Origin of the sequence: Litoribrevibacter euphylliae, assembly GCF_042646085.1 — a bacterium.
In the GTDB taxonomy this organism is placed as follows: Bacteria; Pseudomonadota; Gammaproteobacteria; order Pseudomonadales; family Litoribrevibacteraceae; genus Litoribrevibacter; species Litoribrevibacter euphylliae.
In genome coordinates this window covers 583,649-598,533 of sequence record NZ_JBHRSZ010000007.1, presented here as the reverse complement: position 1 = coordinate 598,533, position 14,885 = coordinate 583,649, and the positions used below count along the sequence as shown (strand labels likewise).

Genomic DNA, 14,885 nt, shown 5'->3' with positions numbered 1-14,885 from the left:
CAACTCAAAAAACAAAGGAAAACTCATCACAGCCATTCACCTGAATAGCTGTGGGATAACTTAGCCACAGCCCCCTCAGATCAGCACAATTTACGTTACGAAACCTCTCCAGCGCCTTTTATAACAGGGACTTACCGACGGAGTGACCGGACAAGATCGTCTCAAAGAACAGTTAATGTAATTTATCGTAATGTCATTTCTAAAGAGGCTTGCCTAGTCTTTTTGTGGATTTATCAGCACACCAACAATTAAACCTACAACTGCTAGTCCGTAGCTAATGATGAGATGGAGATCAACATGACTGAACCAACCGCAGAACTAAACAAAAGCCCGACTAAGACTCCAACCAAGACCGGCAAAAAGAAGGCGGCTCCAGTCGCTAGCCAAGGTGACTATGAGTACATGCACTCATACACCTACACACTTAAAGATGGTTCGAAAAAAGTGCTTGAACCTATCGCTGTCCTTAAAGTTGATGATTCTCACCCCTTCCCCTCGAATCAGAACCCGAATCTGGTTCAGATCATGGAAATCGGCGAAGTGCTGGTACAACTTCTCACTAACATCACAACCAAATTAACTAACCTACTTGATATAGGTTCTGTGGGGCCAACCAGTAATACATCAACTGAAAACCCTGTGTCTTTGAAGGAGGTCATTGGCCTTATCAAACAAAAGCTCGAGATATTACATAAAATCATTGAATTTGCGGATATCGTTACCAGCAAAGTCGAGAAAGATGTTCATGAAAAAGAAGCTCAACTTGCTGCATTCATTGAAGACCAGTTACAGAAAGATTTCGGCTCTGCACTTGGCAGCAAATTGGCCAAAGAACTCGGTAAGGCCGTTCAGAAAGAAATCAAAAATCTAAGCGATGCACTTCAAGCGTTGCTTAAGGACGTGCTCGGATTTTTAACCCATGCGGTAGTACAGGAGGTTCTAAGAGCCGCAGGATTAAGCGGTGACGCAACTTCGCTTCGACAATACGCAGATCAATTCCAGACCTTCGTTGTCCCGGACGTATCTTCAACATTCAAAAACGATGATGCGTTCGCAGCGTTTCAGGTTTCAGGGCCAAACCCGTTAGTCATCGAACGGATTATTGATAAATTACCTGCGAAGTTTCCAGTCGACGATGAATCCTATCGTCGAATCATGGGGCCAGATGACTCCATAGAACTGGCCATTGCCGAAAACCGTTTATATCTCACCGATTACAAAGCGCTTTCAGTCTTGGAGCCTGGCACCTTCCCACAACAAAAATACATTGCCGCCTCAATGGGATTATTTGGGGTTAAGAGAGGTGATACAACCGGTGCACTCAAGGCAATTGCCATTCAGGTGGATCAAACCCCTTCAGCAAACAACCCTGTGCTTTATCCGTTCCACGGTGAAACCTGGGCATTGGCCAAAGCCCACTTCCAGGCAGCTAATGCCAATTATCATGAATTAATCAGCCACTTAGGTCTGACTCATTTACTGATAGAACCCTTTGCCGTCAGTACGCAACGTAAGTTAAACATCAAACACCCGATCTATAACTTACTACTACCTCACTTCCAGGGCACCTTGTTCATTAATAACGCGGCCATTCTGACGCTCATTAATCCTGGTGGCGGCGTCGACAGAACATTGGGCGGTACTATTGAAACCGCCTGGGACGTCACCACCAATTCATTAACGGAACTCAACTTCAACGAACGAATGTTGCCTAATCAACTCGCAAGCCGATTCATGGCCAATCAAGATCTGCCCATTTCATATCCTTATCGTGATGACGCACTGGATGTCTGGAATGCCATTAAGTGTTGGGCAAAAGATTATGTCGATATTTACTATCTAGACGACAAACAAGTCGCTGATGATAAGGCTCTTCAGGCTTGGTTGGTTGACCTGACAAGTGAGGACGGAGGAAGAATCAACGGCTTAGGTGAAGAAGACAGTGAAGGAAACCTGGGGATCTACACTAAATCCTATCTGATTGATGTATTAACCATGGTGATCTTTACTTCCAGCGCACAACACGCTGCCGTGAACTTCCCTCAGCTTTCCGTCATGAGCTATACACCCAGTATGCCTCTGGCCACTTATGCCCCTGCGCCAACCAGCACGACGGGCACTGAAAGTCAGGGATTGCTGGCAACCTTACCGCCTTTAGATCAGGCCTTGCAGCAACAGCTCATTACACATGGTTTAGGTGGGGTTTATTTTACCCGGTTAGGGGATTACAACCGACATCAAAGAGGTAATTACTTTAGTAACACTAAAGTACAAGGGGCTTTGGAAACCTTCAGAGATAATCTTGATGCGGTTGAAAGTATCATCGGCGAGCGTAACCTGCATCGGCCTATGTATCAAAGTTTGTTGCCTTCAAGAATTCCGCAGAGCATTAATATCTAATCGGTGGATCTTTTAAGCGATCTCGGGCGCTAAGGGTAAAACCACAGCGCCCCGTTTTACATAAGAAACGAAATAGTGTCTCTTAGACAACCATCGAAACATCAAGCACTCGCCTTACGGCATCTGCCAAGCAACTACACTATTGTCCATCATCATGGGGGCATAGACGACACCGTTTGCTGAGCCACCGATATCCGCTAACCCCGCCTTAACGTGAAGTACCTTACGGCGCTCCTTCTCAGTCAATTCATAAATTTCTCCGGTAATCCAGTCACTGACATAAAGATTGTTTCCGTTGGCGACTATGCCATCGAGATTACCCAACTCGTATCCGGTTGGTACTGGCTTCAGTTCTTTCTTTTCAATATCAAGACGATACAAGGTGCCAGGAACCTGAGTGGAGAAGTCTGCGTTCATCCCCTCCCCCCAGTTGGCTACGTAAAGCGCACCTTGTGACCACAATACACCATTAGGATGCGGCAGTTTTTCGTGGCTGAACCAGGCATCAAGACGCCCTGAAGAAAGGCGGTAGATTCCCCCGCCCAATAGGTCGGAGATGTAAATCTCGCCACTATCACCCACAGTCACGTCATTCAGCATTTTGGCTTCATTGACCTGATAGCGCTTCACTATTTTCCCGTCTTTCAAGCGAATAACGTGCAAAGTTTGCATGTCGGCCACATACAAATGATCTTGGCTAATGGCCATACCCTTAGGCGCATCCAGGCCATCAACCCAATGTTTATCAATGATTTTTCCGTCGGTGGTTGCGCGGCTGATATAGCCTTTTTTGTTCTTTTCCGCCGGTTGCCCGTTAATGTTGCTGATATACAGTACTTTGCCATTCGGCTCTGCCAAAACCGATTCAGGCTGATTCAATCCATCCAGTTGCCAGAGGGGTTGCTGTTCTGCTGCATTCACAGAAGTTGCCGTTAAACTAATGCTGACTACCGATGCGGCCACCAGCGAATTGATAAAACGTTTCATAGAATTTTTCCTTTTTGAGTTTAAGAAACTAACCCTGTTGTCTTTTCTCAAAAAGAATATAAATATACGTTAAATCTTCAACATTACTTAGATCATGGATCATTATTTAATACTTTTATAAAGAAACGGGATCAAATCATGAGTGAACAGCGATATCGTGGCGGCCTCTTTCATACCTTGAAACAGATTCTTAAAGCACAGGGGGTTCGGTATTGTGATCTGGCGGAGTTAATGCAGGTTTCAGAGCCCACCATCAAACGGCTCTTTCAGGAGGAAGACTGTAAACTCAGTCGACTGATTGAACTATGCGACATACTGGGCATTAAGCTGAATGACTTGATTGAGTTGGCATCCAAAACGCCAACCGAGCCCAAGCAGTTGCCACTGACAACCGAACAAGCGTTGGCTGCTGACCCATCGCTAACGTCTTTCTTCATGTTATTAATCAGTGAACTCAGCCCAGAGGCCATTGCACAAGAAAGCGATTTAACGGAAGCCGATGTCTATTTGTATCTGAGGGAACTCGAAAAGCTAGAGTTGATCCGGCTGGGACGAAATGATTCGTTTCACTTTACCGTGGCTCGGCCCATTCGCTGGCGCGTCGACGGGCCTTTGCACGACTTATTGGTCCGTATTAACCAACAATTTATTAAGGAAGCTCTGTGCAACCATCACGTCACTGATAGCCCATTTTATTCAACCAGTCGATTGTTCAGCGAACACAGCATTAAGCAGCTTCATGAAGAAATAGACCGCATCTATCAGCGTTTTCAACAACAGGCAGCACTGGATCAAATCTACTACCCAACAGATCAGTTGAAACCCTATAAAATGGTCGCAACACTCACTCCGTTCAACCTGTCGCACTATTTCAGTGTCGATCGGTTTAATGAACGAAAGCAATGAACGAAAGCAATGAACGAAAACAGATTACATCTTAAAGAGATGCCTAGCCACAGCACTTCTTAAACTTCTTGCCGCTGCCACAGCTGCATGGGTCGTTTCTACCCGGAGTTTTTTCTACACGCTGGGTTTCCGGCGTACTGATCAAAGCATCCAGCTCAGCAATGTCTTCCGCCTGCTTTGCGTCGATGTCGATCACAGCAAACAGCTGATGCTCGGCCAATAAGGCTTCAATCTCTACTTTTCGTGCCTCGCTGACCACACGAAGTGTCAGTGGCGCATCTTCGGTCCCTGGTCGGGTTTCCCGATTGGTGGTGAAACCATAACTGGCATGTTTTGGTTTTTTCTCGATCTTACCTTTGTAGAAAAATTTCGACATTGTGATACCTGTGTTCTAAACCTATTCGCTTAACGGTTAATCAATTGGCGATTGAATCACTAAGTGTGCGACTAACGATTACCCCATGGGTTCTCAGAGGTTGTACGTTTCTTAGGCTTTGCCAAACGCTTCTTCGGCGCTCTACGAACACCAGCATCATCTTGATGATGAGCACTATCACTTGCACCTTCTGCCTTTGCTCTTGATTGAGCGCGAGAACCATCAGCCGCCTTTTTCGGTCTTGAGTGTTGGCGTTTCTTCTCCGCCTGTTTACTGCCTACAGAGCGTTGACCGTCTTGATGATTTTGCTTCGGCTTCTTCGGTTTTTTGGGCTTTTTCGGTTTGATAGGACGCGTATCCAGTTTCGATTCAGGTAACTGATTACTGGCTTTGAAACCTTTAATGTCTTTGCGAGGAAGCACTGTCTGAATCAATCGTTCGATGTCTTTCAGTTGTTGGAATTCATCCGCAGAAACCAACGAAACTGCTTCACCTTCTGCACCGGCACGCCCAGTTCTTCCGATACGATGAACGTAATCCTCAGCGGTGTTTGGCAATTCAAAATTCACTACGTGAGGCAACTGCGAAATGTCGATTCCACGAGCGGCAATGTCAGTGGCCACCAAGATGGAAATTTCATTGGTTTTGAAATTTGCCAACGCCTTGGTTCGAGCCCCTTGGCTCTTATTACCATGAATCGCCGCTGCGGTGATTCCAGCTTTGCTCAGTTTATCGGTCAAACGGTTCGCGCCGTGCTTAGTACGAGTAAATACCAACACCTGTTGCCAGTTGTTTTCTTTGATGAGCTGAATCAGTGCCGCTGTTTTTTGGCTTTTATCCACAGCGCTGATCCATTGATCCACGGTTTTAGCAGTGGTGTTCGGTGGCGCAACAGACACTTCCATCGGATCATGCACAATCCCCTTCGCCAAGCCTCGAATCTCTTCAGAAAAGGTTGCAGAAAAGAGTAAGGTCTGACGATGCTTCGGAAGCAACGCAAGAATCTTATTAATGTCGCGCTGAAAGCCCATATCCAGCATTCGATCGGCTTCGTCCAACACCAGCGTAGTAAGATGATCAAACTTAAGCGCGTTTTGCTGATACAAATCCAACAAGCGGCCTGGCGTGGCAATCAAAATATCGGCACCGCCACGCAGCTTCATCATTTGTGGGTTAATCTTCACACCACCAAACACGACAGCAGATTTAATATTTAAATACTTGCTGTAGGCCTCGACGTTTTCAGCCACTTGCGCCGCCAATTCACGCGTTGGTGTCAACACCAAAGAACGTATCTGATTTGCGCCCTTTCCTTTGACCCCACCCTTTCCTGTAGTTACTGCCACGGGCTTTTCTAATACCAACTTGTTTAACAGCGGCAGAGTAAAGCTGGCGGTTTTACCGGTACCGGTTTGAGCCGCAGCCATCACATCTCGCCCGTCCAACACATGCGGAATGGCCTGCGCTTGAATCGGCGATGGTGTTTCATAACCTTGATCGGAAATGGCTCTTAGGATTTCAGGTAATAAACCCAAGTCAGTAAAACTCATAGCTTCTCGTTTAATTGTCGCAACTGTTAAAAATGACCGTAGGATCTGGATAAAATTTAGCCAGCTTCAGGAGGGGCGTGCAGCTTACAATAAGTACGAGTGAATCGCTATGACTTTCTTTGGATACCAAAAACAGAGTAACCGCGAAATACATTAACCATCGAACGGAGATGCTGCGGGCAAAATATGCCCGCAGTAAGAAGGGGGGATTACTTAGCTAGGAACTCACCAGCTTTGTCTTTAAAGGCTTTGGTTTCACGGATTTCGGCCGCTTTCATCCAAATCTTTTCAGCAAGTGCCTTATTGGAATTAACAAACTGCTTAGACAGCATCAAATAATAAGGTTTGTCGACCAACGGGGTTTCAATGGCCTTCAGCTGGCCGCTGAATTTAGAATCACTGGCAAGAATGTTATCGCCATTTAAGGTCAATGCTGCAACCGCATCTACTCGCCCGGACAACAGCTTCTGGAAGTTGTTTAGGGTTTTGGAAGACTTTGCATCCACTTGATAGCCTGCTTTGGCAAGATCATCACCGATGGAGTAACCTGCCGGTGCCGCCACTTTGCCAGTCAATCCTGAAATGGTCATTTTACCTGTGACGTTAACGTTAGAGTCTTTTTTCACGTACAAAGAATAGCTTGATGAATGCAAACGCATGCCTGGATCTACATCACCACCGGAATGGGTAGCTGGATATAATCCATGCTGTAGTCGCTTCTCTTTAAAACTGGCCGCAAAGCAACCTTCCGTAATGCCATTCTCAATATTGTGAAGGCAACGCTGCCAAGGTGCCTGAATATATTTGAAAGCCACCTCAGGAAGTGCTTCATCCGTCATTTCAAGCAGAATAAAATTAACCCCGGAACCATCCTTCATACTCCATGGGTAAGAATCCACGTTTTCATACGTGAATGTTACTGTTTGTTCTGCCAAAGCAGCCCCAGATGAAAGCATTAATGCTAAGCATGCAGACACCATTGATTTCATAGTACTTCCTCTTTTCAATTTACAAATCCATGTGCGAAAAGCGCCCATTTCGACGTAAGCATAGCTTAGTATTTTGACTCTGTATGAAAGAGACGGGTATAGTTATACTGTTTATTTATACAGAAAAGTCCCTAAATGATCCTTTACATAGCCGAAAAGCCCAGTCTCGGGCGCGCCATTGCCGACGCTTTGCCCAAACCTCTCAAGAAAAACGACGGTTTTATCACGGCAGCCAATGGCGATGTGGTGTCCTGGTGTATCGGTCATTTGTTAGAACAAGCAGAGCCGGATGCTTATCACGCCAGCTTCAAACAATGGAAAATGGAGCATCTTCCGATCCTGCCAGATCAATGGCAACTGCAACCCAAGCCTAAAACCCGTAAGCAACTATCGGTGTTGAAGAAATTGGTTAAGGAGTCCACCCAACTCGTCCATGCCGGTGACCCGGATCGTGAAGGTCAATTATTGGTAGACGAAGTACTCAGCTATTTGAACGTCCCAAAAACCAAACGGGCCAATACACAACGATTGCTGATCAACGACTTAAACCTTTCAGCGGTACGACAGGCGTTACAAAAACTACAGCCAAATACCAACTTTGTGCCGTTATCCGTCTCCGCATTGGCCCGTTCCCGCGCCGATTGGTTGTACGGCATTAACATGACTCGCGCCTATACACTGCAAGGCCGGAAGTCCGGTTACAACTCTGTGCTATCGGTAGGACGTGTACAAACTCCGGTACTGGGTCTGGTGGTACGACGAGATGAAGAAATCGACAACTTCGTTTCCAAACCCTTCTATGAAGTGATGGCTCACTTAACTACGGAACAAAACCAAGCCTTTACCGCTAAATGGCAGCCCAGTGAAGCCTGCCAACCCTATATGGATGACGAAGGCCGTGTGCTGTCCAAGGCACTGGCAGAAAACGTTGTGAAACGCATCAGTCATCAGCCAGCAAGTGTCACCAGCTATCAGAGTAAAGACAAGCAACAAGCACAGCCGCTGCCCTACAATCTTTCCGCATTGCAGATCGATGCCTCCAAGCGGTTTAACCTCTCGGCTCAGCAAACCCTCGATGCCTGTCAATCCTTGTATGAACAACACAAGCTGATTACTTACCCGCGTTCCGACAATCGTTATCTGCCGGAAGAACATCACGCACAAGCAGCGCAAGTGCTGAACGCATTATCCAGTAATCAAAGCGATCAACAGGACGCCATTAACAAAGCCGATCCAAAAATTAAAACCAAAGCGTGGAACGATAAGAAAGTCGAAGCACACCACGCCATCATTCCTACCGCAAAGCGCACCTCGCTGGACAAATTATCAAGAGCAGAACAGCAAGTTTACGGGCTGATTGCCCGTCAATATTTGGCGCTCTTCTACCCTGCGTACCGTTATCAAGAACGCAAAGCAGAAATAGAGATTCAAAAAGGTAAATTTATTGCCCAAAGCAAGGAAGACATTGATCTGGGTTGGAAAGCGTTATTTCTCTCTCAAAACAAAGCATCTTCCAGTAAAACAGTTGAAGGTCAAACCGAGCACAAATCGCCCTTACCGAAGCTAACGCAAGGCCAAGTCCTGCAATCGCATCAAGCTGAATTGTTGGAGAAACAGACTCAACCACCTCAGCCGTTTACCGACGCCACCTTGTTGAGTGCAATGACCGGTATCAGTCGTTACGTCAAAGATCCAGAGATTCGTAAAGTCTTGCGAGAAACCGACGGGCTGGGAACCGAAGCAACCCGGGCCTCCATCATTGAACTACTGTTTAAACGCCAGTTTTTGGTTCGCCAAGGCAAACAGATTCGAGCGACACAAACCGGGAAATCGCTGATCAACGCCTTACCGGAGCAAGCATCCACTCCCGACATGACCGCCGACTGGGAGTCACAGCTCAGTCGTATCAGCGAGCGTGAGCTAAATTACCAAGCCTTTATGCAGCCTCTGGAAGCGAATCTGCATGAATTGATTAGTCAGGCAAAAGCCACCACGATTACGGGCATGAGCCCGATCCAGAAAACAGGAAAACGCCCCTACAGTAAAAACAGCACGCGCAGTAAAAAACCAGCCACCACACGCCGCCGCACCTCCAATAAAAAACCGTCAGTCATGCAAAGCAGTTAACAGAAAACTAATTGAAAAACGATTAAACAATCGCACTATCAAAAGAGAAAAAAGCTTTTATAAATCAATAAGTAAATCGACGCCACTCAAACATTCGAACCTCCCTTGTGTATCAGATTCGCCCCTAGAGCAGTCACTTATTGAACAATCGTTCAATTAAAAGCCTATATGTAATGAAAGTGTCACCAAAATAGTGTTTTTTAGTCACTCATTTGCAATATTTCCTGTGCGCAATAGCGAAAGGATTCTTAACTCACACTTCTCGATCACTCGTATAAAAACGGAAGAACGATGAAAACACTATTTAATAAAAAAACAATTGCTGCACTGGTTTCTGGTGCCGCGCTGACTACCACAGCACTGATGACGGGCTGCCAAACCACTGACAATGCTGAGTCAGTTGCACCCGCCAAAGTTAAAAACGTGATCATGATGATCGGTGACGGCATGGGCCCTCAGCAGGTAGGTTTGTTGCAAGAGTACGCAACCAATGCACCGAACTCTATCTACAAAGGTCAACCGACCGGCATGAGCAAAATGATGGATGCAGGCTTCGTAGGGCTGTCTCAACATAACCCTGCCTACAACATTGTTGTGGATTCTGCGAGTTCAGCCTCTCAGCTAGCGACGGGCGTACCGTCACCTTCTGAGTCCGTTGCTCTGGACGCAAAAGGTAACCCGGCAGAAACCGTACTGGAACTTGCAAAGAAACATGGCAAAGCAACAGGTCTGGTTTCTGACACCCGTCTGACTCACGCGACTCCAGCATCTTTCGCTGCCCATAAACCACACCGTTCTCTGGAAAACAGCATTGCAGAAGAAATGCTGGCAACCGATGTGGACGTAATGCTTTCTGGTGGCCTTCGTCACTGGATTCCAAAGAGCGCAAACGACAAAGCCGGTGACCTTCACAAGCAACTGACCACCCGTACCGACGGCACCGTTAAGATCAAGTCGAAGCGTAAAGACGACAAGAACCTGCTAGTAGAAGCTGAAAAAGCAGGTTACACCGTCGCATTGACTCGTAAAGAGTTCGAAGCGGCACAAGACGACAAACTGCTTGGCTTGTTCGCTTATTCAGGCATGGCCGATGGTATCGAGCATACGCTAACCAAGGACAGCGCGGATCGCACGCAACCAACCTTGAAAGAGATGACAGCCAAAGCGTTGGACATTCTGTCTCAAGATCCAGACGGTTTCTTCCTGATGATCGAAGGCGGTCGTATTGACTGGGCTGGTCACGACAATGACGTAGCTACTATGCTGCACGAAATGTTGAAGTTCGACGAAACCATTAACTACGTCTACGAGTGGGCAAAAGAGCGTAATGACACACTGGTTGTTGTGACAGCTGACCACGAAACGGGCGGTTTCGGTTTCTCTTACTCTCGTGCTGACATTCCAGCCCCAGAGAAATTGGACGGCACAGGCTTCGCTGAGCGCGCTTATAAGCCAAACTTCAACTTCGGTAGCTTCGATATCCTAGACAAGCTATACGCGCAGAAGAAAAGCTACCCTTCTATCTTCTCTGAGTTTGGTAACACAGACAAAACACCTGCAGACCTTATGCGTGTTGTGAACGAAAACAGCGAGTTCGACATCACTCTTGAGCAAGCAGAAGAGATCCTTGCGTCTGAGCCTAACTTCTACAAAGTAGACGACCACAAATACCTAAGTGCTGAGCGCTTCCCTAAAGTGATGGACTTCAAAGCCTTCTATGTTTACGGCGAAGAAGTACGTCATGACTTACTTGGTCGTGCCGTTGCCGAAGATCAAAACGTGGTTTGGGGTACAGGTACCCACACCAGCACACCGGTTCCTGTAATTGCATTTGGCCCAGACAGCGTTTCTAAACAGTTCGGCAAAATGATTCACCACACAGACATTGGTCGTATGGCCAAAGAAGTGATTGCTAAGTAATTAGCGGGTAACGAATAAGTAAATAACGATAATCACACGTGACATTGATGACTCAGCCATTCATAGGCATCCCTAAGATAACTGCACTTTTCTTAACTCTATGAACGGTTGGATCATCAAGGTTACGACAAGCTTTTCAGGCGCTCAATTGAGCGCCTTTTTTGTGCCCGCCAAGCACTCAATCGAGAACCACCTTAACAACAAATGTCAATAACATATGATGTCGCTTTCTAACAGCGGCTCTGTATAGTTAGCCTGATATAAATTTGGCCTAAAAATTAACTCTTTTTTAGTAAAAAGCGGTTTAAATACTGACCACAGTTGAAACCGGATATTAATACAGCGAGCTTGATGACATGACAAAACCCTATCCACATCTACTTGAGCCACTCGACCTAGGTTTCACGACGCTAAAGAACCGCGTCATCATGGGCTCAATGCACACTGGTTTGGAAGATCGTTTCTACCACATTGAAAAATTGGCCGCCTATTTCGCAGAACGTGCCCGTGGTGGTGTAGCTCTATCCATCACCGGTGGTTATGCGCCAAACCGTCGTGGTGAGCTGTTGCCGTTCGGTTCTCGCATGGACAATAAACTGACTGCGTTGCTTCACCGTCGTGTCACCTCTGCGGTTCATAAAGAAGGCGGCAAGATTGCCCTGCAATTGCTTCACGCTGGTCGTTACGGTTACACCCCGTACAATGTGTCTGCCTCGTCTAAAAAGTCACCGATTACGCCGTTCAAACCAAGCAAGCTCAGCCATAAACAGATTCTTAAAACCATCGACGACTATGCGAATGCAGCCAAGATGGCGCAGTTCGCAAACTACGACGGTATCGAAATCATGGCCTCGGAAGGCTATCTGATTAACCAATTCCTAGCGGAGCGTGTTAACAACCGTACCGACCAATGGGGTGGCAGTGCTGAGAAACGCATGCGTTTTGCCATCGAAACGGTGAAAGCCGTGCGTAAAGCGGTCGGTGAGAAGTTCATCATCGTTTACCGTATGTCACTGATGGATTTAGTTGACGGTGGTCAAAGCTGGGAAGAAATTGAAGTCCTGGCGAAAGAAATTGAAAAAGCCGGTGTTAACATCATCAACACCGGTATCGGCTGGCACGAAGCGCGTGTTCCAACCATCGTAACCTCAGTACCACGCGCAGCCTTCAGCTTCGCGACCGCTAAATTGCGTAAAGCGGTGAACATCCCGGTGTGTGCGAGTAACCGTATTAACACCCCAGAAATTGCTGAGAACATCATTGCCTCTGGCGAAGCCGACATGGTGTCAATGGCACGTCCGTTATTGGCCGATCCGTTTTTCGTTGCCAAAGCCGAAGCCGGCAAAGGCGATGAGATCAACACCTGTATCGCCTGTAACCAAGCCTGTTTGGATCACACCTTCCAGATGAAGCGTGCCTCGTGCTTAGTGAACCCTCGAGCCTGTCACGAAACGGAATTGCTGTACCTTCCGACTCAAGACAAGAAGAAAGTGGCAGTCATTGGTGCTGGCCCTGCCGGTATGTCTGCGTCTACCGTATTGGCCAAACGTGGTCACGACGTGACGCTGTTTGATGCGGATGACAAGATCGGTGGTCAGTTCAACATCGCCAAGCAGATTCCAGGCAAAGACGACTTCAATGAAACCATGCGTTACTTCGGTAAGATGATCGAGAAGCATGGAGTGAATGTTCGTTTGAATACTCGTGTATCGGCTGACGATCTTCTTAAAGAAGGCTTCGACGAAGTGATCGTTGCAACCGGTATTACGCCGCGTAACCCGGGCATTCCTGGCATCGAGCACAGCAAGGTAATGTCTTACCTGGACGTACTGCGTGATAAGAAACCGGTTGGTAAGAAAGTCGCCATCATTGGTGCTGGCGGTATTGGTTTCGACGTGGGCGAATACCTAGTGCATAAGCACGCGGAAGATGCGGAAGCAGAGAAACAACAGTGGTACAAAGAGTGGGGTGTCGACACCAATCTTGAAAACCGTTCTGCATTGGCGCAACCGGAAGTCCAAGCGCCAGAACGCGAAGTCTTCTTGCTGCAACGTAAAGAATCTTCGGTTGGTAAGAACCTGGGCAAAACCTCTGGCTGGGTTCACCGCGCTACCCTGAAAATGAAAGACGTTACCATGATCCCAGGTTGTAGCTACGATCAAATCGACGATCAAGGCCTACACATCACCGTTAAAGGTGAGAAGCAAATTCTTGATGTGGACAACGTAATCATCTGTGCCGGTCAAACCTCAAACCGCTCGTTGGCAGACGACTTGTTAGAGAAAGGAGCAGAGAAGCAAGGCATGAACGTCCACGTAATTGGTGGTGCAGATCTGGCGGCTGAGCTGGATGCGAAACGCGCGATCAACCAAGGCGCTCGCCTGGCGGCAGAGATCTAATTTTTTACCCAAATGTAGAAAGTTAGAAATAGCCTGAGCGGTTTCCCACAAGGAAGTCGCTCAGGCTTTTTTATGCGCTTTCAAAAAGCACTACCGCCAGCCCTGCAAACAGCCATTCAGAAACGTCAGAAAATAACTCTCACCAAAGCGTCGATAGAACCACTGACTTTGCTCATCGGACAGTTGATCAACCTGGCTCGGATTTCCCCAGGACGCCCTTACCTGAGCTTCCGTCATGCCCTTGGCTATGCGCTTCTCAATCTTTAATCGACGTGATTCGGTTGAACTAAAATATCGACACACCTCTTTCTCTGCATCCACAGCGGTTACTACAGGCTGATCATATTCCTCATGCTCTTTGCGTTGGTCATAGCGCTCTTTTTTACACCGATAATCATCACAGATGGTGTCGAAGTTCTGATCGTCTAAATACTGAGAAGCAAATGCCATCGGTATGAAACAAATAAGCCAGAATGAAAAAAGGAGCCTCATAGCCACCTCCAGTGAGAGATGCTAATTAGACTCCTTTTTGGGAAGAAAGTTGATGTCCCTTTATCAGGGGGAAATCAATTAGAAGCTATAAACAAGACCTAAACTTGCTTGTCCAATTGTTTCCTCAACATCATCTTCTTCAGCTGAGTGAACACTCAATACCTCAAGGTTCATGCCTAAAGATTCATTAAAGAAAAAACCTAAGCCTAAACCAAGCGCCGCACCACTATCTGTAGTTGAGGCATTATAACCGTTGGCTTCTGCTTCTAACTCAAACTTATTCCAACCTAATAAGATGTATGGCTCAATGTGCTTCGTTGGATAACCAGCTTTAATAAAAGCACCGTAGTTGTATGGCAGACTAACATCAACACCGCTATCAATGTTATTAACTTCGGCATTATCATCGCTAACTTCAACACTATAGCGAACTTCAAGAGCAACCTGAGGAATTAGATAATACCCTGCACGAACACCAAAGCTAGTTGGCTCTGCCTCAATATCATACCCAGAACCATCTACTTCAATAGAGTTTGAAGAAAAGAATGTGCCTATGTAGCCACCCTTAGCATATTCGCCTTCTTGAGCGAAACCGATTGACGTTGCTGCCAGAAGAGCAGCTGATAAAGTTAATTTTTTAAACATTTCTCAATCCTTGTTGTTAATAATGCATTACATCCTAAAGCTGCTCTTCTTCTCTTATTTTTATTACTAGAACATCTAAAGAAGCGGGGCATTG

The 14,885-nt window shown here is 46.7% G+C and carries 11 protein-coding genes; 5 read left to right on the top strand and 6 right to left on the bottom strand.

From position 1 onward, the window contains the following. The first annotated feature begins 297 nt into the window (after nucleotides 1-297). A complete protein-coding gene (locus ACFOEK_RS17820) occupies nucleotides 298-2,400 on the top strand; it encodes a lipoxygenase family protein (RefSeq protein WP_386722827.1) in 2,103 nt (700 codons plus the stop codon). A gap of 114 nt (nucleotides 2,401-2,514) precedes the next feature. Here the strand turns inward: ACFOEK_RS17820 and ACFOEK_RS17815 are convergent, their stop codons facing one another. Next, the gene (locus tag ACFOEK_RS17815) at nucleotides 2,515-3,387 is read right to left on the bottom strand and encodes an SMP-30/gluconolactonase/LRE family protein (protein ID WP_386722826.1); all 873 of its coding nucleotides are present in this window, start codon (nucleotides 3,385-3,387) and stop codon (nucleotides 2,515-2,517) included. Between the two features lie 138 nt (nucleotides 3,388-3,525). Here ACFOEK_RS17815 and ACFOEK_RS17810 point away from each other — a divergent pair, with 138 nt between their 5' ends. Beyond that, a complete protein-coding gene (locus ACFOEK_RS17810) occupies nucleotides 3,526-4,293 on the top strand; it encodes a helix-turn-helix domain-containing protein (protein WP_386722825.1) in 768 nt (255 codons plus the stop codon). A gap of 43 nt (nucleotides 4,294-4,336) precedes the next feature. On the opposite strand, the gene ACFOEK_RS17805 is transcribed toward ACFOEK_RS17810, so the two are convergent. From ACFOEK_RS17805 to ACFOEK_RS17795, 3 genes are all read right to left on the bottom strand, one after another. Beyond that, on the bottom strand, nucleotides 4,337-4,669 hold the full coding sequence (locus ACFOEK_RS17805; protein WP_386722824.1) for a PBPRA1643 family SWIM/SEC-C metal-binding motif protein: 333 nt from the start codon (nucleotides 4,667-4,669) through the stop codon (nucleotides 4,337-4,339). Between the two features lie 71 nt (nucleotides 4,670-4,740). Further along, on the bottom strand, nucleotides 4,741-6,219 hold the full coding sequence (locus ACFOEK_RS17800; protein ID WP_386722823.1) for a DEAD/DEAH box helicase: 1,479 nt from the start codon (nucleotides 6,217-6,219) through the stop codon (nucleotides 4,741-4,743). Nucleotides 6,220-6,428: 209 nt separating this feature from the next. Then, the gene (locus tag ACFOEK_RS17795) at nucleotides 6,429-7,208 is read right to left on the bottom strand and encodes a substrate-binding periplasmic protein (protein ID WP_386722822.1); all 780 of its coding nucleotides are present in this window, start codon (nucleotides 7,206-7,208) and stop codon (nucleotides 6,429-6,431) included. Between the two features lie 135 nt (nucleotides 7,209-7,343). On the opposite strand from ACFOEK_RS17795, the gene ACFOEK_RS17790 reads away from it, so the two are divergent. From ACFOEK_RS17790 to ACFOEK_RS17780, 3 genes are all read left to right on the top strand, one after another. Then, complete coding sequence (locus tag ACFOEK_RS17790; RefSeq protein ID WP_386722821.1) at nucleotides 7,344-9,335, top strand: DNA topoisomerase III; 1,992 nt, start codon at nucleotides 7,344-7,346, stop codon at nucleotides 9,333-9,335. A gap of 291 nt (nucleotides 9,336-9,626) precedes the next feature. Then, the gene (locus tag ACFOEK_RS17785; RefSeq protein ID WP_386722820.1) at nucleotides 9,627-11,255 is read left to right on the top strand and encodes an alkaline phosphatase; all 1,629 of its coding nucleotides are present in this window, start codon (nucleotides 9,627-9,629) and stop codon (nucleotides 11,253-11,255) included. Between the two features lie 356 nt (nucleotides 11,256-11,611). Beyond that, nucleotides 11,612-13,654 (top strand): oxidoreductase, encoded by a 2,043-nt coding sequence (locus ACFOEK_RS17780; protein ID WP_386722819.1) that lies wholly within the window; start codon nucleotides 11,612-11,614, stop codon nucleotides 13,652-13,654. Nucleotides 13,655-13,744: 90 nt separating this feature from the next. Here ACFOEK_RS17780 and ACFOEK_RS17775 read toward each other — a convergent pair whose 3' ends face one another. Both ACFOEK_RS17775 and ACFOEK_RS17770 read right to left on the bottom strand, forming a co-directional pair. Continuing rightward, nucleotides 13,745-14,146: a hypothetical protein gene (locus ACFOEK_RS17775; protein WP_386722818.1), complete on the bottom strand. Its 402-nt coding sequence runs from the start codon at nucleotides 14,144-14,146 to the stop codon at nucleotides 13,745-13,747. Between the two features lie 78 nt (nucleotides 14,147-14,224). Beyond that, complete coding sequence (locus ACFOEK_RS17770) at nucleotides 14,225-14,791, bottom strand: porin family protein (protein ID WP_386722817.1); 567 nt, start codon at nucleotides 14,789-14,791, stop codon at nucleotides 14,225-14,227. Nucleotides 14,792-14,885: the final 94 nt, after the last annotated feature.